Source organism: Pseudonocardia nematodicida (genome assembly GCF_040105385.1).
Taxonomy (GTDB): domain Bacteria; phylum Actinomycetota; class Actinomycetes; order Mycobacteriales; family Pseudonocardiaceae; genus Pseudonocardia; species Pseudonocardia nematodicida.
The window spans coordinates 1-21,621 of the sequence record NZ_JBEDNQ010000002.1 but is presented as its reverse complement, the minus strand read 5'-3'; the positions used below and the strand labels follow the sequence as shown (position 1 = coordinate 21,621).

The 21,621-nt window shown below is 74.9% G+C and carries 18 protein-coding genes and 1 pseudogene; 18 read left to right on the top strand and 1 reads right to left on the bottom strand.

What is annotated here, in order from left to right; genetic code table 11:
* Positions 1-204 precede the first annotated feature (204 nt).
* The 10 genes and pseudogenes from WIS52_RS04460 to WIS52_RS04415 all read left to right on the top strand — a co-directional run bounded on the left by WIS52_RS04460 (position 205) and on the right by WIS52_RS04415 (position 11,503).
* The gene (locus WIS52_RS04460; protein WP_349296812.1) at positions 205-2,349 is read left to right on the top strand and encodes a primosomal protein N'; all 2,145 of its coding nucleotides are present in this window, start codon (positions 205-207) and stop codon (positions 2,347-2,349) included.
* 212 nt (positions 2,350-2,561) lie between these two features.
* Positions 2,562-3,110 carry a peptide deformylase gene (gene def, locus WIS52_RS04455; protein ID WP_349296811.1) on the top strand — a complete coding sequence of 183 codons (549 nt, stop codon included), beginning with the start codon at positions 2,562-2,564 and terminating at the stop codon, positions 3,108-3,110.
* Positions 3,107-4,039, top strand: coding sequence for a methionyl-tRNA formyltransferase (gene fmt, locus WIS52_RS04450; protein ID WP_349296810.1), 933 nt, complete (start codon positions 3,107-3,109; stop codon positions 4,037-4,039). The genes def and fmt overlap by 4 nt, the downstream gene beginning before the upstream one ends.
* Positions 4,040-4,856: 817 nt before the next feature.
* Positions 4,857-6,311: pseudogene (locus WIS52_RS04445) on the top strand (RsmB/NOP family class I SAM-dependent RNA methyltransferase); the annotation flags it as partial.
* A gap of 244 nt (positions 6,312-6,555) precedes the next feature.
* On the top strand, positions 6,556-7,260 hold the full coding sequence (gene rpe / locus WIS52_RS04440) for a ribulose-phosphate 3-epimerase (RefSeq protein WP_349297362.1): 705 nt from the start codon (positions 6,556-6,558) through the stop codon (positions 7,258-7,260).
* A gap of 45 nt (positions 7,261-7,305) precedes the next feature.
* Entirely contained in the window at positions 7,306-8,400 is a 1,095-nt protein-coding gene (gene ribD / locus WIS52_RS04435; RefSeq protein WP_349297361.1) for a bifunctional diaminohydroxyphosphoribosylaminopyrimidine deaminase/5-amino-6-(5-phosphoribosylamino)uracil reductase RibD, read from the top strand.
* 15 nt (positions 8,401-8,415) lie between these two features.
* Complete coding sequence (locus WIS52_RS04430; protein ID WP_349296809.1) at positions 8,416-9,042, top strand: riboflavin synthase; 627 nt, start codon at positions 8,416-8,418, stop codon at positions 9,040-9,042.
* 47 nt (positions 9,043-9,089) lie between these two features.
* Positions 9,090-10,358 (top strand): bifunctional 3,4-dihydroxy-2-butanone-4-phosphate synthase/GTP cyclohydrolase II, encoded by a 1,269-nt coding sequence (locus tag WIS52_RS04425; protein WP_349297360.1) that lies wholly within the window; start codon positions 9,090-9,092, stop codon positions 10,356-10,358.
* A gap of 69 nt (positions 10,359-10,427) precedes the next feature.
* Positions 10,428-10,925 (top strand): 6,7-dimethyl-8-ribityllumazine synthase, encoded by a 498-nt coding sequence (gene ribH, locus WIS52_RS04420; protein WP_349296808.1) that lies wholly within the window; start codon positions 10,428-10,430, stop codon positions 10,923-10,925.
* Positions 10,926-11,080: 155 nt separating this feature from the next.
* Positions 11,081-11,503: a PH domain-containing protein gene (locus WIS52_RS04415; protein WP_379612366.1), complete on the top strand. Its 423-nt coding sequence runs from the start codon at positions 11,081-11,083 to the stop codon at positions 11,501-11,503.
* Positions 11,504-11,572: 69 nt separating this feature from the next.
* Here the strand turns inward: WIS52_RS04415 and WIS52_RS04410 are convergent, their stop codons facing one another.
* A complete protein-coding gene (locus WIS52_RS04410; RefSeq protein WP_349296806.1) occupies positions 11,573-12,328 on the bottom strand; it encodes a DUF2786 domain-containing protein in 756 nt (251 codons plus the stop codon).
* 168 nt (positions 12,329-12,496) lie between these two features.
* Here WIS52_RS04410 and uvrC point away from each other — a divergent pair, with 168 nt between their 5' ends.
* The 8 genes from uvrC to tpiA all read left to right on the top strand — a co-directional run bounded on the left by uvrC (position 12,497) and on the right by tpiA (position 21,453).
* A complete protein-coding gene (gene uvrC / locus WIS52_RS04405) occupies positions 12,497-14,485 on the top strand; it encodes an excinuclease ABC subunit UvrC (protein WP_349296805.1) in 1,989 nt (662 codons plus the stop codon).
* Positions 14,482-15,381 (top strand): RNase adapter RapZ, encoded by a 900-nt coding sequence (gene rapZ / locus WIS52_RS04400; protein ID WP_349296804.1) that lies wholly within the window; start codon positions 14,482-14,484, stop codon positions 15,379-15,381. Before uvrC ends, rapZ begins: the two co-directional genes overlap by 4 nt.
* Positions 15,378-16,421 carry a gluconeogenesis factor YvcK family protein gene (locus WIS52_RS04395; RefSeq protein ID WP_349296803.1) on the top strand — a complete coding sequence of 348 codons (1,044 nt, stop codon included), beginning with the start codon at positions 15,378-15,380 and terminating at the stop codon, positions 16,419-16,421. The genes rapZ and WIS52_RS04395 overlap by 4 nt, the downstream gene beginning before the upstream one ends.
* The gene (whiA, locus tag WIS52_RS04390) at positions 16,412-17,401 is read left to right on the top strand and encodes a DNA-binding protein WhiA (protein WP_349296802.1); all 990 of its coding nucleotides are present in this window, start codon (positions 16,412-16,414) and stop codon (positions 17,399-17,401) included. The genes WIS52_RS04395 and whiA overlap by 10 nt, the downstream gene beginning before the upstream one ends.
* 57 nt (positions 17,402-17,458) lie before the next feature.
* Positions 17,459-18,250, top strand: a complete 792-nt coding sequence (locus WIS52_RS04385; protein ID WP_349296801.1) for a hypothetical protein — start codon at positions 17,459-17,461, stop codon at positions 18,248-18,250.
* Between the two features lie 220 nt (positions 18,251-18,470).
* On the top strand, positions 18,471-19,484 hold the full coding sequence (gene gap, locus WIS52_RS04380; protein ID WP_349296800.1) for a type I glyceraldehyde-3-phosphate dehydrogenase: 1,014 nt from the start codon (positions 18,471-18,473) through the stop codon (positions 19,482-19,484).
* On the top strand, positions 19,481-20,668 hold the full coding sequence (locus WIS52_RS04375; protein ID WP_349296799.1) for a phosphoglycerate kinase: 1,188 nt from the start codon (positions 19,481-19,483) through the stop codon (positions 20,666-20,668). The genes gap and WIS52_RS04375 overlap by 4 nt, the downstream gene beginning before the upstream one ends.
* Positions 20,668-21,453 carry a triose-phosphate isomerase gene (gene tpiA, locus WIS52_RS04370; protein WP_349296798.1) on the top strand — a complete coding sequence of 262 codons (786 nt, stop codon included), beginning with the start codon at positions 20,668-20,670 and terminating at the stop codon, positions 21,451-21,453. Before WIS52_RS04375 ends, tpiA begins: the two co-directional genes overlap by 1 nt.
* Positions 21,454-21,621 lie beyond the last annotated feature (168 nt).

Here is a 21,621-nt window from a genome sequence, read left to right as displayed (position 1 = left end):
CGTCCTCCGCGACGTGCCCGGCCATCGGCGTTCGCTCGACGTCCGTGTGCCGCGGCGCTTTTCCCCGTCGAGATGCGGCTCAGGGTCGGGTCCTGATCTCCGGACGACCCGGGTCTGCATCTCGGCGGGTGATCGGCGCGTGGAGCCGAGGGTGTCGGTACCTCGGCGCGGGGCGGTGTCGGTGCCGTCTGATAGACCCTGGGCGTGACCACCTCCGCCCCCCGCGCCGCGCCGCGTCCCCGGCGCGCGCCCCGGGACCGCGGCGAGTGGAAGCCCGCCGCGGTGCTGCCGGTGGCTCGGGTCGTCGTCGACGTCCCGCTGCCGCACCTGGACCGGCCCTTCGACTACCGGGTGCCCGGGCACCTCGACGAGGCCGCGGTGGCCGGCGCGCGGGTGCGGGTGCGATTCGCCGGGCGGATGGTCGACGGGTTCCTGCTCGAGCGGGCCGACGACTCCGCGCACGGCGGCAAGCTCGCCTGGGTGGAGAAGGTGGTCTCCGCCGAGCCCGTCCTGACACCGGAGGTGGCCGGGCTCGCCCGCGCCGTCGCCGACCGGTACGCGGGTGTGATGGCCGACGTCCTGCGCCTGGCCGTGCCGGCCCGGCACGCCCGGGTCGAGTCGGAGACCCCGCGCGAGCGGGCAGCGGAGACCCCCACGGCGCCGGACCGCACCGGCTGGTCGGCCTACCCGCGGGGCACCGCGCTGCTCGACGCGCTCGCGGGCGGTCGTGCCGCGCACGCGGTCTGGCAGGCACTGCCCGGCGAGCGCTGGCCGGAGCGGCTGGCCGAGGCCGCCGCCGCGACCCGGACCGCCGGGCGGTCCGCGCTGCTGGTGGTGCCCGACCAGCGCGACGTCGACCGGCTGCACGCCGCGTGCGCCGCGCTGCTCGGGCCGGACGCCGTCGTCGCGCTGACCGCGGACCTCGGACCGGCCGAGCGCTACCGCCGCTGGCTGGCGGTGCGGCGGGGGAGTGCCCGGGTGGTCGTCGGGACCCGGTCGGCGGCGTTCGCGCCGCTCGGTGCGCTCGGGCTGCTCGCCGTCTGGGACGACGGCGACGACTCGCACTCCGAACCCCGCGCGCCTTACCCGCAGGTCCGGGACGTGCTGATGCTGCGTGCCCATCGCGAAGGCGCCGCGCTGCTGGTCGGCGGGTTCGCCCGGACCGCGGAGGCCCAGGTGCTGGTGGAGTCCGGCTGGGCCAGCCCGGTGGTCGCCGACCGGGCGACCGTGCGCGCCCGCGCGCCGCGGGTGACCGCGATCGGCGAGAGCGACAGCCAGCTGGTCCGGGACCCGTCGGCCCGCGCCGCCCGGGTGCCGGGCGTGGCGTTCGAGGCGGCCCGGGAGGCATTGAAGGCCGGGCGCCCGGTCCTGGTGCAGGTCCCGCGCGCCGGTTACCTGCCGTTCCTGGCGTGCGCGTCGTGCCGGGAGGCGTCCCGGTGCCGGCACTGTGCCGGGCCGCTGGGGCTCCCGCGTGGCGCCGCGTCCGGCGAGTCGGCGACCCTCCCGGCCTGCCGCTGGTGCGGACGGGCCGAACCCGGGTTCCGGTGTGGCGGCTGCGGTTCGCGGCGGCTGCGGGCCGGCGTCGTCGGGGCCGGGCGGACCGCCGAGGAGCTGGGGCGGGCGTTCCCCGGGGTGCCCGTGCGGAGCTCCGGGGGCGGCGCCAAGGTGCTCGACGCCGTCGAGCCCGGGCCGGCGCTCGTCGTCGCGACGCCGGGGGCGGAGCCGGTCGTCGAGGGCGGCTACGGCGCCGCGCTGCTGCTGGACGGCTGGGCGATGCTGTCCCGGCCCGACCTGCGGGTGGCCGAGGAGACCCTGCGGCGCTGGTTCGCCGCCGCCGCGGGGGTCGTGCCGCACACCGAGGGCGGCCGGGTCGTGGTGATCGCCGAGGCCGCGATCCCGACGGTGCAGGCGCTGGTCCGGTGGGACCCGGCCTGGCACGCCGAGCAGGAGCTCGCCGCCCGCGCCGAGGTGGGGTTCCCGCCGGCGATGCGGATGGCCGCGGTGGAGGGCTCACCCGCCGCCGTCGCCGAGATCTGCGATGTCGTGCTCGGCACCGAGAGCAGCGGACGCGGAACGGGCATCGGCACCGAGAGCAGCGGACGCGGAACGCGCGTCGGCACCGAGAGGGAACCGCCCGAGGGCGTCGAGCTGCTGGGGCCGGTCGAGATCGATCCGCCGGACCGGCCGGGCGTGGACCGGGACGCGATCCGGGAACGCGCGCTGCTGCGGGTACCCCGCGCGGCCGGACGCCGGCTGGCCGCCGCCCTGCACGACGCGCAGGCCCTGCGGACCGCCCGCAAGGCGACCGACCCGGTCCGGATCTGCCTCGACCCCGACGAGATCGACTGACCGCCCGCCGTCCGTCGCACCCCACCGGACCGGTACGCGATCCGGATCGGAGAACGCGCGCCCGATCGGGAGCGCGTTCACCGAAGCCGCGCGCGTCTGCCGGACGCTTTACCGGCGACCGGCCACGGCGGTGCGGAGTGGCAGAATGGTGAGCTGCTGCCGCGGCCCCGACCGTCGGCCGTTCCACCGTCCCGACGTCTGCGAGGAGACCCGTGCCCATCCAGCCCGTCCGGCTGTTCGGCGACCCCGTCCTCCGCACCCGCGCCACCGAGGTCACCGACTTCGACGCCGAGCTCCGCAAGCTGGTCGCCGACCTCACCGACACCATGCACGACGAGGGCGGCGCCGGGCTGGCCGCACCGCAGATCGGTGTGGGCATGCGGGTGTTCGTCTACGACTGCGACGGCTTCACCGGGCACCTGGTCAACCCCACCTGGGAGGCGGTGGGCGAGGAGGATCAGATCGGACCCGAGGGCTGCCTGTCGATCCCGGGCCTGGGCTGGGACTGCCGGCGGAAGCTGTCGGTCGTGGCCCGCGGCTGGGACATGCACGGCGAGCCGAAGGAGATCGAGGGCTCCGAGCTGCTGGCCCGCTGCATCCAGCACGAGACCGACCATCTCGACGGCGTGTTGTTCGTCGACCGGCTCGACGCCGAGACCCGCAAGCAGGCCATGCGCGAGATCCGGTCCGCGGAGTGGTTCGGCGAGCCCGAGCCCATGGTGAAGGTCAGCCCGCACCCGATGTTCGGCAAGCTCCGATGAGGCTGGTCTTCGCCGGGACCCCCGAGCCCGCCGTCCCGTCGCTGCGGAGGCTGCTGGAGTCCGGCCGGCACGACGTCGTGGCGGTGCTGACCCGGCCCGACGCGCCGTCCGGGCGGGGACGGAAGCTGACCCGGTCCCCGGTCGGGGCACTGGCCGACGAGGCCGGGATCCCCGTCCTGACCCCGGCGAAGCCGTCCGGAGAAGAGTTCGAGAAGGCCCTGCGCGAGCTCGCGCCGGACTGCGCCCCGGTCGTCGCCTACGGCGCGCTGCTGCCGCGTCCGGTGCTCGACGTGCCCGCGCACGGCTGGGTGAACCTGCACTTCTCGCTGCTGCCCGCCTGGCGGGGCGCCGCACCGGTGCAGGCTGCGATCCGGCACGGCGACGACGTCACCGGCGCCACCACCTTCCGGCTGGAGGAGGGGATGGACACCGGTCCGACGTTCGGCGTCGTCACCGAGCAGGTCGGCGCGGGGGACACCGCGGGCGCGCTGCTCGGCCGGCTGGCCGAGTCCGGGGCGGCGTTGCTGGCCGCGACCCTCGACGGCATCGAGGACGGGACGGTGCAGGCCGTGCCGCAGCCCGCCGACGGCGTCTCGCTGGCGCCGAAGGTGACCACGGCCGACGCCCGGGTCGACCTCGGGTCGCCGGCCGCCGCGATCGACCGGCTGATCCGCTCGGTGACCCCCGAGCCGGGGGCCTGGTGCGGGTTCCGTGACGACCGGCTCGGCCTCGGCCCGGTGCGGCCGGTGCGGACCGGCGAGTTCGAGCTGGCCCCCGGTGAGCTGGCCGTCGAGCGCAAGCGGGTACTGGTGGGCACGGCGACGGTCCCGGTGGAGCTGGGCGAGGTGAAGCCGGTGGGCAAGCGCCTGATGGCGGCGTCGGACTGGGCCCGCGGGGCGCGGATCGAGCCGGGCGAGCAGCTGACGTGACCACTCTGCGGGCGGCGGTTCCGCCCGCGGTGGGACCGATGACGAGCGAGGACGGCCGGCGCGTGCCGGTCGCCGAGGAGACGACGTGAGCGAGCAGGGCTCCGGGGACCGACCGGGCGACGAGGGACGCGGACGCGAGGGCCGTACCGGCTCCGGCTGGGGCGGTGGACGCCCGGACGGAGACCGCGGCCGCTCCGGCGGCCCCGGCCGGGGTGGCCCCGGTGCGCGCGGTGGCTCCGCCGGCGGGCGCGGTTCCCGCGACCGCGACGATCGCGGTGGCGGGTTCCACGGGCGTGACGATCGCGGTGGCGGGTTCCGCGGGCGTGACGATCGCGGTGGCGGGTTCCGCGGGCGTGACGACCGTGGCGGTGGTTCGCGCGGCCGGGACGACCGTGGTGGCGGCTTCCGTGGCCGGGACGACCGCGACCGTGGCCGGGGAGACGACCGCGGACGTGACCAGCGTGGCGGCGACGACCGGGGCCGCGACTCCCGCCCCAGGGACGATCGCGGGCGCGGCGACGACCGCCGGGACCGCGACGACCGGCGGCCCAGCCACTCCCGTTCCGGCGGCGACGTGGTGCGCGGCGGCCCGCGCCGCGACGGCGGCGATCGCGACCGGACCGACCGCGACCGCGGGTTCCGCGCCGACCGCCCCGACCGTGGCGACCGCCCCGACCGCGGCGACCGGCCCCGCCGCGACCGGGACACCGGCCGCGGCCCGCGCCAGGAGACCGGCCGCGGCCCGCGCCAGGAGACCGGCCGCGGCCCGCGCCAGGAGACCGGCCGCGGCCCGCGCCGCGAGGACCGTGACGGCGGCCGCCGCGAGCGCACCGCCGGACCGCGCAACGCCGGCCCGCCGCGTGGCCGCGTCGGCCCCGGCCGCCCGCCGGCGACCGATCCGTCCCGGCAGGCGGCGTACGACCTGCTGACCGCCGTCCGCGAGCGCGACGCCTACGCCAACCTCGCGCTGCCCGGGATCCTGCGCCGGTACCGGCTCCGGGACCGCGACGCCGCCCTGGCCACCGAGCTCGGCTACGGCACGCTGCGCGCGCAGGGCCTGCTCGACGCCGTCATCGACGCCTGCACCGACCGCCCGCTGAGCAAGATCGAGCACCCGCTGCTCGACGCACTGCGTCTGGGCGCCTACCAGCTGCTGCGCACCCGGGTGCCGTCGCACGCCGCCGTCTCCACCTGCGTGGAGCTCGTGCGGGCCGACCACGGCTCGCAGTCGGCGGGCTTCGTCAACGCCGTCCTGCGCCGGATCTCCGAGCACGACGAGGCCGAGTGGCTCGACCGGCTCGCCCCGGACGCGACCGAGGACCCGGTCGGCGCCGCCGCGCTCCGCCACTCCCACCCGCGCTGGATCGCGCAGGCCTTCGCCGACGCACTCGGCGAGACCGGCGAGGAACTGACCGCCGCGCTCGCCGCCGACGACGCCCGTCCGCAGGTGCACCTGCTCGCCCGCCCGGGGGAGATCACCGCCGAGGAACTGGCGCTGGCCACCGGCGGCGAGGAGGCGCCGTACTCGCCGTACGGGGTGCACCTGGAGCCGGGCAGCGGCGACGTCGGCGAGCTCGACGCCGTCGCCGAGGGCCTCGCGATCGTGCAGGACGAGGGCAGCCAGCTCGTGGCCGCCGCGCTCACACGCGCCGAGCTGATCGGCGACGACGGAGGCCGGTGGCTCGACCTGTGCGCCGGCCCGGGCGGGAAGTCCGCGCTGCTCGGCGGGCTGGTCTCGGCCGTCGGCGGGACCCTCGACGCGGTCGAGGTGAGCGAGTCCCGGGCCGGGCTGGTCCGGAACGCGGTGGGGGAGCTGCCCGTCACGGTGCACGTCGCCGACGGCCGGGAGGCCCCGCTGCCCGACGGCGGGTTCGACCGGGTGCTCGTCGACGCCCCCTGCACCGGGCTCGGTGCGCTGCGCCGGCGGCCCGAGGCGCGGTGGCGGCGCAAGCCCGAGGACACCGCGGCGCTGACCCGGCTCCAGCGTGAGCTGCTGGTCGCCGCGCTGCGGCACGTCCGGCCCGGCGGTGTCGTCGCCTACGTCACCTGCTCGCCACACGTGTCGGAGACCGCGGGTGTGGTCGGCCGGATCGTCGGACGCGCGGACCGCCCGGGGCCGGCCGGGCCGGTCGAGCAGCTCGACGCGCGGGCCTGCCTGCCCGACGGCGTCCCGGCGCTCGGGGACGGCCCGGCCGTCCAGCTGTGGCCGCACCGGCACGGCACCGACGCGATGTACCTCGCGATCCTGCGCCGCCCCGCCGACCCCGCGTAGCGGCCGTCGCCGTCGCAACCCGCCGCCCGAGCCCGCACCCGTCACACCCGACGCGGGCCGTCGCACCCCGGACGGTGGTCCCGCACCGGCTGAAGGCCGTGCGGGCCCGTTGCCGGGGTGCGGGATCGGCGCTGCCGGCGACGCCGGAGCGGTCCGCCCGGAGGCCTGCCGGTGTGACACCGGACTCGGGCACGGGGTGCCGCCACGCTCCGTCGGCGGGGATAGCCTGCCCCTCGTGCACCCGATGATCGCGCCCAGCATCCTCTCGGCCGACTTCGCGCGCCTCGCGGACGAGGCCGCCGCCGTCGCCGGTGATCCGGGCGGTGACGCGGCCGGCGGGCCGTCAGGGGCGGACTGGCTGCACGTCGACGTCATGGACGCGCACTTCGTCCCGAACCTGACCCTCGGCCTGCCGGTGGTGGAGAGCCTGCGCGCCGCCACCGACATCCCGCTCGACTGCCACCTCATGATCTCCGACCCGGACCGGTGGGCCCCCGGATACGCCGAGGCCGGCGCGCACAACGTCACGGTGCACGTCGAGGCGGCGAAGGACCCGGTGATGCTGGCCCGCAACCTGCGCGCCGCCGGGTCGCTGGCCGGTCTCTCGGTCAAGCCGAACACCCCGCTCGAGCCCTATGTCGAGCTGCTGCGCGAGTACGACACGCTGCTGGTGATGAGCGTCGAGCCCGGTTTCGGCGGGCAGAGCTTCATCCCCGAGGTGCTGGACAAGGTCCGCACCGCGCGCCGGCTGGTCGACACCGGGCACCTGAAGCTGATCGTCGAGATCGACGGCGGTATCAACGCCGACACCATCTCCCAGGCCGCCGAGGCCGGCGTCGACTGCTTCGTCGCCGGCTCGGCCGTCTACGGAGCCGAGGACCCCGGACGCGCCGTCGCCGCCCTGCGGGACACCGTGACCCGGGCGAACCCGCACCGCTGGAACGGCTGAGGCGGCCGGCGCGCGGTGGGCACGACGGTCACGGTGGCGGAGGCGATGCGCCGCGCCCTGGCGGCCTCCGACGTCGTGCACGGCACCACCAGTCCCAACCCGTCGGTCGGCGCCGTGGTGCTGGACCGGGACGGCCGGATCGTCGGCGTCGGCGCGACCGCGCCGCCCGGGGGCGCGCACGCGGAGGTCGCGGCGCTGGCCGACGCGGGTGACCGGGCCGCGGGCGGGACGGTCGTCGTCACCCTCGAGCCGTGCAACCACCACGGCCGCACCCCGCCCTGCGTGGACGCACTGCTGGCGGCCGGGGTGGTCCGGGTGCACGCCGCGGTCGCCGACCCGACCCCGCGGGCCGGCGGCGGTCTGGCGCGCCTGCGCGCGGCCGGGGTGGAGGTGACACTCGGCACACTCGCGGAGGAGGTGGCCCGCGGTCCGCTGCGCGGCTGGCTGCACCGCCAGCACACCGGCCGCCCCCACGTGACCTGGAAGGTCGCCACGACGCTGGACGGCCGGGTCGCCGCCGCGGACGGGACCAGCCGCTGGATCACCGGGGAGACCGCCCGCGCCGAGGTGCACGACCTGCGACGCAGGATGGACGCGATCGTCGCCGGTACGGGTACCGTCCTCGCCGACGACCCGGCGCTGACCGCGCGCCGGCCGGACGGCACCCTGCTCGGCCACCAGCCGCTGCGCGTGGTCGTCGGACACCGCGACATCCCGCCCGGTGCCCGGCTCACCGACACCGACTGCGCCGGGACGGTGCACCTGCGTACGCGGGACCCGGACGAGGTGCTCGACGACCTCGCCCGCCGTGGCGCGGTGGACGTACTGCTCGAGGGCGGCCCGACTCTCGCGGGTGCGTTCGTTGCCGCCGGTGCCGTCGACCGGGTGCTGGTGCACCTGGCGCCGGCCCTGCTCGGGGCCGGGCCGCACGCGCTGGGGGAGGCGGGGGTGGGAACGATCGCCGACATCGTGCGGTTGCACGTGGACGAGGTGCGGCGCGCCGGCGCGGACGTCGTGCTCGACGCGCGACCGGTCACACAGGACGGGCCGGAGACACGGCACGGATCGGATACACAGCACGGATCGGATACACAGCACGGATCGGATACACAGCACGGACCGGGCACGCCGGTCGGGTAGCAGGAGGCGACAGGAATGTTCACCGGCATCGTGGAGGAGGTCGGCGAGATCGCCGACGTCCGGTCCGACGGCGACGTCGTGGTGCTGACCGTGCGCGCCGCGCTGGCCGCAGAGGTCCGGCACGGCGAGTCGATCGCGGTGAACGGCTGCTGCCTCACCGCCGTAGTCGATCATGAGGGCGCGGATGTCCTCACTCTCGAGCTCGTGCCCGAGACCATGAAACGGACCTCGTTGGGAGCAGTCGGTGGTGGGTCGGCGGTGAACCTGGAGCGAGCGGTACCCGCCGGCGGGCGGCTCGACGGGCACATCGTGCAGGGGCACGTCGACGGTGTGGGCACGCTGGTCTCCCGCACCCCCGGCGAACGCAGCGACGAGGTGCGGTTCGCGCTGCCCGCCGAGCTGGACCGGTACGTGGTGGAGAAGGGGTCGATCGCCGTCGACGGGGTGTCGCTGACCGTCGCCGCCCGGTACCCGGACGGTTTCGGCGTCGCGCTGATCCCCACGACGCTCGCCGACACGACCCTCGGCGCGCGCCGACCGGGCGACCCGGTCAATCTGGAGGTCGACGTGATCGCCAAGTACGTGGAACGAATGACCGCGGGGTACCTCCCCGGGTCGGCACAGGAAGGGGACGCCCGGTGAGCGAGCCGTCCGAGCCCGGCAAGCTGCCGGAGAACCCGCACACCGCGATGAGCCCGAGCGAGCGGGCGCACCGGTTCGCCCAGATCGAGAAGGCCATCGCCGACCTCGCCGAGGGCAAGGCGGTCGTCGTGATGGACGACGAGGACCGGGAGAACGAGGGCGACCTCATCTTCGCCGCGTCCAAGGCGACGCCCGAGCTGCTGGCGTTCACCGTGCGCTACACCTCGGGCTACGTCTGCGTGGCGATCACCGAGGAGGCGTGCGAGCGGCTGGACCTGCCGCCGATGCACCACACGAACCGGGACTCCTTCCGCACCGCGTACACGGTCACCGTGGACGCCAAGGAGGGCATCAGCACCGGCATCTCCGCGGTCGACCGGGCGCACACGATCCGGCTGCTGGCCGAGCCGGACACCCTCGCGGGGGACCTGATCCGGCCCGGGCACGTGCTCCCGCTGCAGGCCCGCGAGGGCGGGGTGTTGCGCCGTCCCGGACACACCGAGGCCGCCGTCGACCTGGCCCGGATGGCCGGCCTGCCCGCGGCCGGCGCGCTCTGCGAGATCGTCTCGGAGAAGGTCGAGGGCGACATGGCCCGCGGTGACGAGCTCGCGGTCTTCGCCGCCGACCACGACCTCACACTGATCACCATCGCCGACCTCATCGCCTACCGGCGGCGCTACGAGAAGCACGTCGAGCGGATGGCCGCCGCCCGGATCCCGACCGGCCACGGTGACTTCCTGGCCTACGGCTACGACTCGCTGCTCGACGGCGTCGAGCACATCGCGATGGTCATGGGCGAGGTCGGGACCCCCGCCGACGACGGCGAGGACGTCCTGGTCCGGGTGCACTCCGAGTGCCTCACCGGTGACGTGATGGGCTCGCTGCGCTGCGACTGCGGGCCGCAGCTCGACGCGGCGCTCGAGGCGGTCGCCAAGGAGGGCCGCGGCATCGTGCTCTACATGCGCGGGCACGAGGGCCGGGGGATCGGCCTGATGCACAAGCTGCAGGCCTACCAGCTGCAGGAGGCGGGCGCCGACACGGTCGACGCGAACCTGGCCATGGGCCTGCCCGCCGACGCCCGTGACTACGGCATCGGCGCGCAGATCCTGGTCGACCTCGGGGTGCGGTCGATGCGGCTGCTCACCAACAATCCGGACAAGCGGGCCGGGCTGGAGGGCTACGGCCTGCGCATCACCGGCCGCGAGGGGATGCCGGTCCGGGCCACCCCGCACAACCTGCGGTACCTGCAGACCAAGCGGGACCGGATGGGTCACGACCTGCCCGACCTGGGGGGCGTCGCCGACCCGGGCGTCTGAGGGGACCAGGTCGCCGATCCGCCCACCCCGGCCGCCCGCGCGCGGCCGGGACGGGCGAGAATCGCACCCATGAGCGGTGAGGGGCGGCCCGAGGGGGCCGGGGAGCTGGACGCGAGCGGACTGCGGGTCGGCGTGGTGGCCGCGCGGTGGCACGCCGAGATCGTCGACGCCCTGCTGGACCGGGCGGTCGCGACCGCCCGCGCGGCCGGTGCCGAGCCGACGGTCGTCCGCGTCCCCGGCACCGTGGAGCTTCCCGTGGTGGCCCAGGAGCTGGCCCGCACGCACGACGCCGTAGTGGCCCTGGGTGTGGTGGTGCGCGGCGGCACCCCGCACTTCGAGTACGTGTGCGACGCGGTCACGGCCGGGCTGACCCGGGTGGCGCTCGACGAGGCCACCCCGGTCGGCAACGGCGTGCTGACCACCGAGACCGTGCAGCAGGCGATCGACCGCTCGGGTGCCCCGGGCGCGCCCGAGGACAAGGGCACCGAGGCCTGTACCGCCGCCCTGGAATCGGCGCTGGTGCTGCGCGAGCTGCGCGCCGGCGCGAGCGAGAGGAGCACCCCGTGACCGAGCAGCAGAACGCGACGCAGCCGAACGCGACCCAGCAGGACGCGACCCAGCAGGACGCGACGCGGCCGGGCGGGACATCGGCGCGGTCCGGGGGTGCCTCGACGCCGCAGCGGGAGCACCCGCCGACCGGCCCCGGCCCGGACGCGGTCACGCTGCGCCCCCGGGCGATCACGATCACCGCGTGGGTCTGCGCGGTCGGGATCATGGTCTTCTTCGCGATCGTCGCCTACCTCATGCCCTCCGAGGACACCGGAGTGATCTTCCGGCCGGCCGACCAGGTGTCGATGATGGTGATCGGCGCCTTCGTCGCCGGCGGTCTGCTGCTGATGGCCCGCCCGCGGGTCCGGGCCGACGCGCACGGCATCGAGGTCCGCAACGTGCTGACCAGCCGCTGGTTCCCGTGGACCGAGGTCCTGGGCATCTCGTTCCCGGACGGCGCCTCCTCGGCCCGCCTGGAGCTCCCCGACGACGAGTACCACTCGGTGCTCGCCGTCCAGGCCGTCGACCGCGGGCTGGCCGTCCGCGGGATCCGGACGCTGCGAGACCTGCACCGCACCGCCGTCACCGGCGGCTGAGCCGGCTGAGCGCCCCGGTGGCGCGGCCCCGCCGGTAGCCCCGGCCCCACCCCACCCGGTGGCCCGGTCCTACCGGTGGTCCAGCTCCCGGCGTTCCCGGCCGTCGAGCCGGGGCCCGCCGAGATCGGCCCGGTCGGCGGCCGCCGCCCCGTGCCCGTAGCCGGTCCCCGACACCTGGGGCCGGCGCGCCCGTCGCAGGTCCCCGAACTCCTCGGCGTAGGCCCGGTCGACCCGGTCGCCGCGGTCGGCCAGCACCAGCGCCGCCGACGTCGTCCCCGCCGGGGGCGCCTCGGCCACCGCCGCCTCCTCGGCCTGCCGCAGCCGCTCGTGCACCCGGTAGGCGAACCCGTAGATCCAGGACCGCCGGTAGGCCGTCACGGACTCGCCCGGATGCTCCGGACGCACCCGGGTGAGCTGTCGGGCGGCCTGCAGGAGCAGCGAGGTGTAGAGCAGCTCCACCCGCTCCCGGTCCGAGGCGAACCCGAACACCGTCACCGCCCCCACCCGGGTGCCCCGCACGTCGTGCATCACCCACCGGCAGCGCAGCGCCGCGGCCGTCCAGCCCAGCAGCCGGGCCTTCGCGCCGCTGTACGGGTCCTCGATCTCGATCCGCACGCCACCGACCGGGTCGTTCCGGGGCGGGCCGGAGGCAGCGAGCAGCACCTCGTCCACCCCGTGCCGGGCCATCATCTCGACCGCCTTGGCGGTGTAGATCTCCGCCTCGTCCGGGGTGCCGGCGCGTTCGGCCTTGGCGAGCAGCTTGCGGATCCGGTCCAGGGTCCGTTCCTGGCCGGCCACCGGGGGCGCGGGGGTCTCGGTGCTCATCGGGGTCTCCTCGGGTCGCGGGCGGATCGAACTCGCGTTCGAGGCATGGTCTACCGGACGGCCCCGACAGAATCGGTGCCGCGCCCGTCCTACACCCGGTCGTGACGACCGGCGGGCGCGGGTCCCGGGCGCCGGGTGTCGGGGGGCGGAACTACCCTGGAACCCACCATGGCCGACCCGAGCACCTACCGTCCGGCGACCGGGACGATCCCGGAGTCGCCCGGCGTCTACCGGTTCTCCGACGCCCGCGGCCGGGTGATCTACGTCGGCAAGGCCAAGAGCCTGCGCCAGCGGCTCAACTCCTACTTCGCCGACCTGTCCGGCCTGCACCCGCGGACCCGGCAGATGGTCACCACCGCCGCGAAGGTGGAGTGGACCGTCGTCGGGACCGAGGTCGAGGCGCTCCAGCTCGAGTACAACTGGATCAAGGAGTACGACCCGCGGTTCAACGTCCGCTACCGGGACGACAAGACCTATCCGGTGCTCGCGGTGACGATGAACGAGGAGTACCCGCGGCTGCACGTCTACCGCGGCCCGCGCCGCAAGGGCGTCCGCTACTTCGGCCCGTACGCGCACGCCTGGGCCATCCGGGAGACCCTCGACCTGTTGTTGCGGGTGTTCCCGGCCCGGACCTGCTCGGCCGGGGTGTTCAAGCGGCACGGCCAGATCGGCCGCCCGTGCCTGCTCGGCTACATCGACAAGTGTTCGGCGCCGTGCGTCGGGAAGGTCGACGCCGACGAGCACCGCGACATCGTCGAGGGCTTCTCCGACTTCCTCTCCGGCCGCACCGACCGGATGGTCAAGCGGCTCGAGCGGGAGATGGCCGAGGCGTCGGAGAACCTGGAGTTCGAGCGCGCGGCCCGGATGCGCGACGACCTCGGGGCGCTGCGCCGGGCGCTGGAGAAGCAGGCCGTCGTGCTGGGGGACGGGACCGACGCCGACGTCGTCGCCTTCGCCGAGGACGAGCTGGAGGCCGCGGTGCAGGTCTTCCACGTCCGCGGCGGCCGGGTCCGCGGCCAGCGCGGCTGGGTGGTCGACAAGGTCGAGCCGACCGACACCGAGCAGCTCGTCGAGCGTTTCGTCTCGCAGTTCTACGGCGAGCAGCACGCCCTGGCAGGGTCCGCCGACGACGCCACCCAGCCGGTGCCGAAGGAGATCCTCGTCCCGGTGCTGCCGGCCGAGGCGCCCGCGCTGGAGCGCTGGCTGACCGGGCTGCGCGGGTCGAAGGTCGGGCTGCGGGTGCCGCAGCGCGGCGACAAGAAGGCGCTGGCCGAGACCGTCGCGCGCAACGCGAAGGAGGCCTTCGCCCAGCACAAGCTGCGCCGCGCCGGGGACCTCACCGCCCGATCGGCGGCCCTGCAGGAGCTGCAGGAGAACCTGGAGCTCGACCAGGCCCCGCTGCGGATCGAGTGCATCGACGTCAGTCACGTGCAGGGCACCAACGTGGTCGCCTCGCTGGTCGTGTTCGAGGACGGCCTGGCGCGCAAGTCCGAGTACCGGCGCTTCGAGATCAAGGACGCCTCCGATCAGGGCGACGTCGCGTCGATCGCCGAGGTGGTGCGGCGACGGTTCCGGCGCTACCTGGCCGAGACGGCCGACGAGCCGGAGCCCACGGCGGGGTCCGGCGAGGTGGAGCCCGGGGACACCGTCCGCACCGGCATCGACCCGGAGACCGGCCGGCCGAAGAAGTTCGCCTACCCGCCGAACCTCCTCGTCGTCGACGGCGCCAAGCCACAGGTCGACGCGGCCGCCGCCGAGCTCACCGAGCTGGGCATCACCGACGTCGCGGTCTGCGGGCTGGCCAAGCGCCTCGAGGAGGTCTGGCTGCCCGACGACGACGACCCGGTCATCCTGTCCCGGACGAGTGAAGGTCTGTACCTCCTCCAGCGGGTTCGGGACGAGGCCCACCGGTTCGCCATCACCTATCACCGGCAGCGTCGTTCGCAGGGCATGACCGTCTCGGCGCTGGACGGGGTGCCCGGGCTCGGCCCGGCGCGCAAGCAGGCCCTGCTCAAGCACTTCGGGTCGGTGCGCAAGTTGCGCGCCGCCGGGATCGAGGAGATCGCCGGACTGCCCGGCTTCGGGAAGCGCACGGCCGAGACGGTGGTGGCCGCGCTGCACGGCGGGGACGGGAACGAGGGGGGACGGCAGGCATGACGGCCGATGTGACCGAGGAGGGCGGCGGCCCGGGGATCGAGGTCGCCGTGGTCAGCGGCCTGTCCGGGGCCGGCCGCAGCACCGCCGCGAAGGTGCTGGAGGACCTGGGCTGGTTCGTGGTCGACAACCTGCCGCCCGAGCTGATCGCGACCATGGTCGAGCTGGGCTCGCGGGCCCGCGGCGAGGTCACCCGGATCGCGGTGGTGATGGACGTCCGCAGCCGCGCCTTCACCGACGACCTCGGTGCCGTTCTCAAGGATCTCGACGGGCGCGGCTACCGGCCCCGGCTGCTGTTCCTGGAGGCCTCGGACGCGGTGCTGGTCCGCCGGTTCGAGAACAACCGCCGCTCGCACCCGCTGCAGGGCACCGGCCGGATCACCGACGGGCTGAACGCCGAGCGCGAGGTGCTGCGCCCGCTGCGTGAGGACGCCGACCTCGTCGTCGACACCTCGAACCTGTCCGTGCACGACCTGCGGGCCCGGATCGAGGCGTCGTTCGCGGGGGAGAGCGCGCACGCCGCCACCCGGATCACGGTGCTGTCCTTCGGCTACAAGTACGGCCTGCCGCTGGACTCCGACCTCGTCGTCGACGTGCGGTTCCTGCCGAACCCGCACTGGATCCCGGAGCTGCGCGAGCACACCGGCCGCGACCGCGAGGTCAGCGACTATGTGCTGTCCCAGACCGGCGCCGCCGAGTTCGTCGACCGCTACCTGGAGCTGCTCGACCTGGTCGGTGCCGGCTACCGGCGCGAGGGCAAGCGCTACCTGACCGTCGCGGTCGGCTGCACCGGCGGCAAGCACCGCTCCGTGGCGATCTCCGAGGAGATCGGGCGGCGCCTGGCCGACCGGCCCGGCATCCAGGTCAACGTCGAGCACCGCGACATGGGTCGCGAGTGAGCGGTGGGCTCCGTGTCGTCGCCCTCGGCGGCGGGCACGGTCTGCACGCGACGCTGACGGCGCTGCGGCGCTGCCCGGACGTCGCCGGGATCACCGCCGTCGTCACGGTCGCCGACGACGGCGGCTCGTCCGGCCGGCTGCGCCGCGAGCTCGGCCTGCTACCGCCCGGCGACCTGAGGATGGCGCTCGCCGCACTGGCCGCCGACGACGAGCGGGGCCGGTTCTGGTCGGGACTGGTCCAGCACCGCTTCGGCGGCACCGGCGCCCTGGCCGGGCACGCGGTGGGCAACCTGCTGCTCGCCGCGCTGCTCGAACGCGAGAACGACCCGGTCAGCGCACTCGAGACGATCGGCGGGTTGCTCGGCTGCGACGGCCGGGTGCTGCCGATGGCCCGGGTCCCGCTGGAGATCGAGGCCGAGGTGGCGCTCGACGGCGTGGCCGGTCTGCACCGCATCCGGGGCCAGGTCGCGGTGGCCTCGACCCCGGGCCGGGTGCACCGGGTGTGGTTGCGTCCCCCGGACCCGCCGGCCTGCGACGAGGCCGTCCGCGCCGTGCTCGACGCGGATGTCGTCCTGCTCGGGCCCGGGTCGTGGTTCACCAGCGTGCTGCCGCACCTGCTCGTCCCGGGTCTGCGCGACGCGTTGCTGACGACGTCGGCGGCCCGGGTCGTGCTGCTCAACCTCGCCCCCGAGCCGGGGGAGACGGCCGGCTTCTCCCCGGAGCAGCACCTTGAAGTACTGTCCGGACACGCGCCCTCGCTGCGGGCGCACGCCGTCCTGGCCGACGTGGGGTCGGTCAGCCTGCCGGACCGCCTGCACGCGGCCGCGGCCGATCTGCTGGCTCCCGGCGGACGGGTGTGGTTGGCCGAGGTCGCCGACGCCTGCGCCGCGACCCCGAGGCACGACCCGGACGCCCTCGCCGGCGCCCTGCGCGAGGTGTTCGACGCCGTCGCGCCGGGGGACGAGCCGAATGGGGCGTACGGCGGAGCAGTGACGGAACGAGACAGCTCGCCGCGTGGAAGGAGCCCGCAATGGCCATGACCGCCACGGTGAAGGACGAGCTGAGCCGGCTGACCGTCACGAAGCAGTCGTCGCGGCGCGCCGAGGTCGCGTCGCTGCTGCGCTTCGCGGGCGGGCTGCACATCGTCGGTGGCCGCGTCGTGATCGAGGCCGAGGTGGACACCGGCTCGGTGGCCCGCCGGCTGCGCCGCGAGATCCACGAGCTCTACGGGCACACCGCCGACGCGCACGTCATCACCGCCGGTGGGTTGCGCCGCGGTGCCCGGTACGTGATCCGGGTGATCCGCGACGGCGAGGGGCTGGCCCGCCAGACCGGCCTGCTGGACAACCGCGGCCGTCCGGTGCGGGGCCTGCCACCGCCCGTCGTCTCCGGTGACCTGGCCGACGCCGAGGCCGCCTGGCGCGGCGCGTTCCTGGCCCACGGGTCGCTGACCGAGCCCGGCCGCAGCTCCGCGCTGGAGGTCACCTGCCCCGGCCCGGAGGCCGCGTTGGCCCTGGTCGGCGCGGCGCGTCGGCTCGGGGTCGCGGCGAAGGCGCGGGAGGTCCGCGGTGCCGACCGGGTCGTGGTCCGCGACGGCGACGCCATCGGCGCCCTGCTGACCCGGATGGGCGCGCACCAGAGCGTGCTGTCCTGGGAGGAGCGGCGGATGCGCCGCGAGGTCCGGGCCACCGCGAACCGGCTCGCGAACTTCGACGACGCGAACCTGCGCCGCTCCGCCCGCGCGGCGGTGGCCGCGTCGGCGAGGGTCAGCCGCGCCCTGGAGATCCTCGGCGACGACGTCCCCGACCACCTCCGCGCCGCCGGAAAGCTCCGCGCCGAGCACACCCAGGCCTCCTTGGAGGAGCTGGGCCAGCTCGCCGATCCCCCCATGACCAAGGACGCGGTCGCCGGCCGGATCCGTCGCCTGCTCCAGACGGCCGACAAGAAGGCTGCCGAGCTGGGCATTCCCGACACCGAGTCCGCGGTGACCGCGGACATGCTGGAGGAAGAGGGCAGCTGATCCCGGCGATCACACCCCGGAGCATGCGCGGATCGGCGGTGGTGCATGATCGCCGCCGTGACCAAGCCGGGTTCGACGCTCCTCGCCGTCCATCTCGATCGATCCAGCACCCTGCGTCCGGTGCTCCCCGCGATCCGCGCGGGCCTGGTGGAGCTGCTCGACGCGCAGCCCACCGACGGCCTGTCGGTCGTCGTCTCCACCGGGGACGACCTGACCCGCTCGCTGTCCGACGGCTCGCACCCGCCCGCGGTGCAGGTCGTGCCGAGCGCCGCCGTCGCCATGCTGCCCGACCGGCTGCGTACCCGGACCGGCCCGGACCTGCGGATCGGGGCGACCCGGCTGCTGGACGCGGTCGGTGAGGAGCTCGCCGGCCGCCCGGAGTCCGAGCGGCCCGAGCGCGTCGTCGTGCTGCTGGTCGGCGAGGCCGGCGTCGGGGACACCACCGCGCTGCGGGAGCGCATCGAGCACCAGCGCACGACCTACGACTGGGAGTTCGCACTGGTCGACGTCACGACCGGGACCATCCCCGCCGCTCGCGTGACAGCACCGGTGGGAACCGCCGCCGCGACGGACGCGCCGGCCGACGGTGCCGCGCCCGTCGCGGTGGCCGAGCGCCCGGACGCGCCGGCTGCAGCCGCTCGCTTCGGCATCCCGGCCGGCGCGACGATCACCGCCGGTCCCGGGGTCGACGGCGTCGCCGCGGCGATGACCGCCGCATCGGGCTTCGTCCGGCGCGCGCTCGCGACCCCGTCCCGGGAGCCGGTCGTCGGGTTCACCGACAACGAGCGCGCCGCCGCGGACGTCGCCGACACCCGCCCGGCCTGGCGCCGCATCCTGCGCCTGCCCTGACCGGCGCCCAGCCGCCGGAGCAGACCCGCGTGCGAGCGCGGCGCAGGTCACGCACCGCGTGGCGGGTGCGAGCCCGGGCGTCGCCGATAGGGTGGCGGCCGAGCACGGCACGCGGCGCGGACCGGTCCCCGGACCCGCCGCGCTCGACCTGCCACCCCCGCCGCCGGGACATGGGACGGCGTGGGACGAGACGACACGCACGACGAGCCCTGGAGGCACAGTGACGGTCCGCGTAGGAGTCAACGGGTTCGGCCGCATCGGCCGGAACTTCTGGCGGGCGGTGGACGCCCAGCGCGCCGCCGGCACCACGGACATCGAGATCGTCGCGGTGAACGACATCACCGACAACGCGACGCTGGCGCACCTGCTGAAGTACGACTCGATCCTCGGCCGGCTGCCCTACGAGGTCACCACGTCCGGCGACGAGATCGTCGTCGACGGCAAGGGCTTCAAGGGCCTCGCCGTCCGCGACCCCGCCGAGCTGCCGTGGAAGGATCTGGGCGTCGACGTCGTCGTCGAGTCCACCGGCCTGTTCACCAAGCGTGACGCCGCGTCCAAGCACCTCGACGCGGGCGCCAAGAAGGTCGTCATCTCCGCCCCGGCGAGCGACGAGGACATCACCATCGTCAAGGGCGTCAACGACGCCGACTACGACGGTTCGCAGAACATCGTCTCGAACGCGTCGTGCACCACGAACTGCCTCGCGCCGATGGCGAAGGTGCTCGACGACCTAGCCGGGATCGAGAAGGGTCTGATGACCACGATCCACGCCTACACCGCGGACCAGAACCTGCAGGACGGCCCGCACAAGGACCTGCGCCGGGCCCGCGCCGCCGCGCTGAACATCGTCCCGACCTCGACCGGCGCCGCCAAGGCGATCTCGCTGGTCATGCCGCACCTCAAGGGCAAGCTCGACGGCTACGCGCTGCGGGTGCCGATCCCCACCGGCTCGGCTACCGACCTGACCGTCGAGGTCCGCGACGAGGTCACCAAGGAGCAGATCGACGCCGCGATGAAGGCGGCCGCCGAGGGCCCGCTGGCCGGTGTCCTGAAGTACACCGAGGACCCGATCGTCTCCTCCGACATCGTGACCGACCCGCACTCGTGCATCTTCGACTCGGGCCTGACCAAGGTCATCGGCAACCAGGTCAAGATCGTCGGCTGGTACGACAACGAGTGGGGCTACTCGAACCGCCTGGTCGACATCACCGCGCTGGTGGCGTCGAAGCTGTGAGGACCCTCGACGACCTCGTCGCCGAGGGCGTGCGGGGGCGGACCGTGCTGGTCCGCTCCGACCTGAACGTTCCCCTCGACGGCGAGAAGATCACCGACGACGGCCGCATCCGGGCCTCGGTGCCGACGATCCAGACCCTGCGCGACGCCGGGGCACGGGTCGTCGTCATGGCTCACCTGGGGCGGCCGAAGCCGGACCAGGACAACGCGAAGTTCTCGCTCGCTCCTGTCGCGGCCCGCCTCGGCGAGCTCGTCGGCACGACGGTGTCCCTGGCCGAGCACGGGGACGGCGTGGCCGTCGCCGGGCTCGCCGACGGCGACGTCCTGCTGCTGGAGAACATCCGCTTCGACCCGCGGGAGACCAGCAAGGACGCCGGCGAGCGGGACGCGTTCGCGACGGAGCTCGCGGCGCTGGCCGGGGAGAACGGCGCGTTCGTCTCCGACGGCTTCGGCGTGGTCCACCGCGAGCAGGCCTCGGTCTACGACATCGCGCAGAAGCTCCCGGCCTACGCCGGCGGGCTGGTGCTGTCCGAGGTCGAGGTGCTCCGGACCCTGACCGGTTCGCCGGAGCGGCCGTACGCGGTCGTGCTCGGCGGCTCCAAGGTCTCGGACAAGCTGGCCGTGATCGAGGCGCTGCTGCCGACCGTCGACACGCTGCTGGTCGGCGGCGGGATGTGCTTCACCTTCCTCGCCGCGCAGGGCCTCGGTGTCGGCTCGTCGCTGCTCGAACAGGACCAGGTCGACACCTGCCGCAAGCTCCTGGAGTCCGGCAAGATCGTCCTGCCGGCCGACGTGGTGGTCGCCGACGCGTTCGCCGCGGACGCGAACACGAAGACGGTCCCGGTCCAGGAGATCGAGGACGGCTGGCTGGGCCTCGACATCGGCCCGGTGGCGGTCTCCGAGTTCGCCGAGAAGATCGGCGCCGCGAAGACGATCTTCTGGAACGGCCCGATGGGCGTGTTCGAGATGGCCCCGTTCGCGTCAGGTACCCGCGGGGTGGCGCAGGCCATCGCGGACGGGGACGCGTTCTCCGTCGTCGGCGGGGGTGACTCCGCCGCCGCGGTGCGGGCGTTGGGGATCGCCGAGGACGGCTTCTCGCACATCTCCACCGGCGGCGGCGCCTCGCTCGAGTTCCTGGAAGGTGCGACGCTCCCCGGCGTCGCGGTGCTGGAAGGTGACGCCTGATGGCGCGCATGCCGCTGATCGCCGGTAACTGGAAGATGAACCTCAACCACCTCGAGGCCATCGCGGTGGTGCAGAAGCTCGCCTTCTCGTTGCCCGGCAAGTACTTCGACAAGGTCGAGGTCGCGGTCCTGCCGCCGTTCACCGACATCCGCAGCGTCCAGACCCTGATCGACGGGGACAAGCTGCGGATCGTCCACGGCGCGCAGGACCTGTCCCCGCACGACTCCGGTGCCTACACCGGTGACGTGTCCGGGTCGATGCTGGCCAAGCTGGGCTGCCGCTACGTGGCCGTCGGGCACTCGGAGCGCCGGGAGATCCACGGCGAGGACGACGCCGTCGTCAACAGGAAGGTGCTCGCCGCGCTGAAGCACGGGATCACCCCGATCCTGTGCGTCGGCGAGGGTCTGGAGGTCCGCGAGGCCGGCACGCACGTGCAGCACTGCACCGACCAGCTCCGCGCGGCGCTGAAGAAGGTCACCGCGGATCAGGCCGCGGGGCTCGTGCTCGCCTACGAGCCGGTCTGGGCGATCGGCACCGGCAAGGTCGCCGGCGCCTCGGACGCCCAGGAGGTCTGCGCCGCACTGCGCGAGACCCTGCGGGACCTGTACGGCGACGAGGTCGCCGGCGGGATCCGGATCCTCTACGGCGGCTCGGTGAAGTCGTCGAACGTGGGAGAGATCGTCGCGCAGTCCGATGTGGACGGAGCGCTGGTCGGTGGCGCGAGCCTGGACGCCGAGGAGTTCGCGAAGCTCTCCGCGATCGCCGCGGGCGGCCCCCTCCCGTAACACCCGCACCATCCGCCCCACCGGCTCCACCCCGGCGCCCCACTCATGACTGTGAGGGTGGATGGGCCGGTCCAAAGATGATGGGCTGGTGACAGAGGCGGCGGGTGTGGCCCGACTCATGACTGACCTGTGTGTCTTTCGAGCGACTTGCCCACCTGCTGCTTCTGT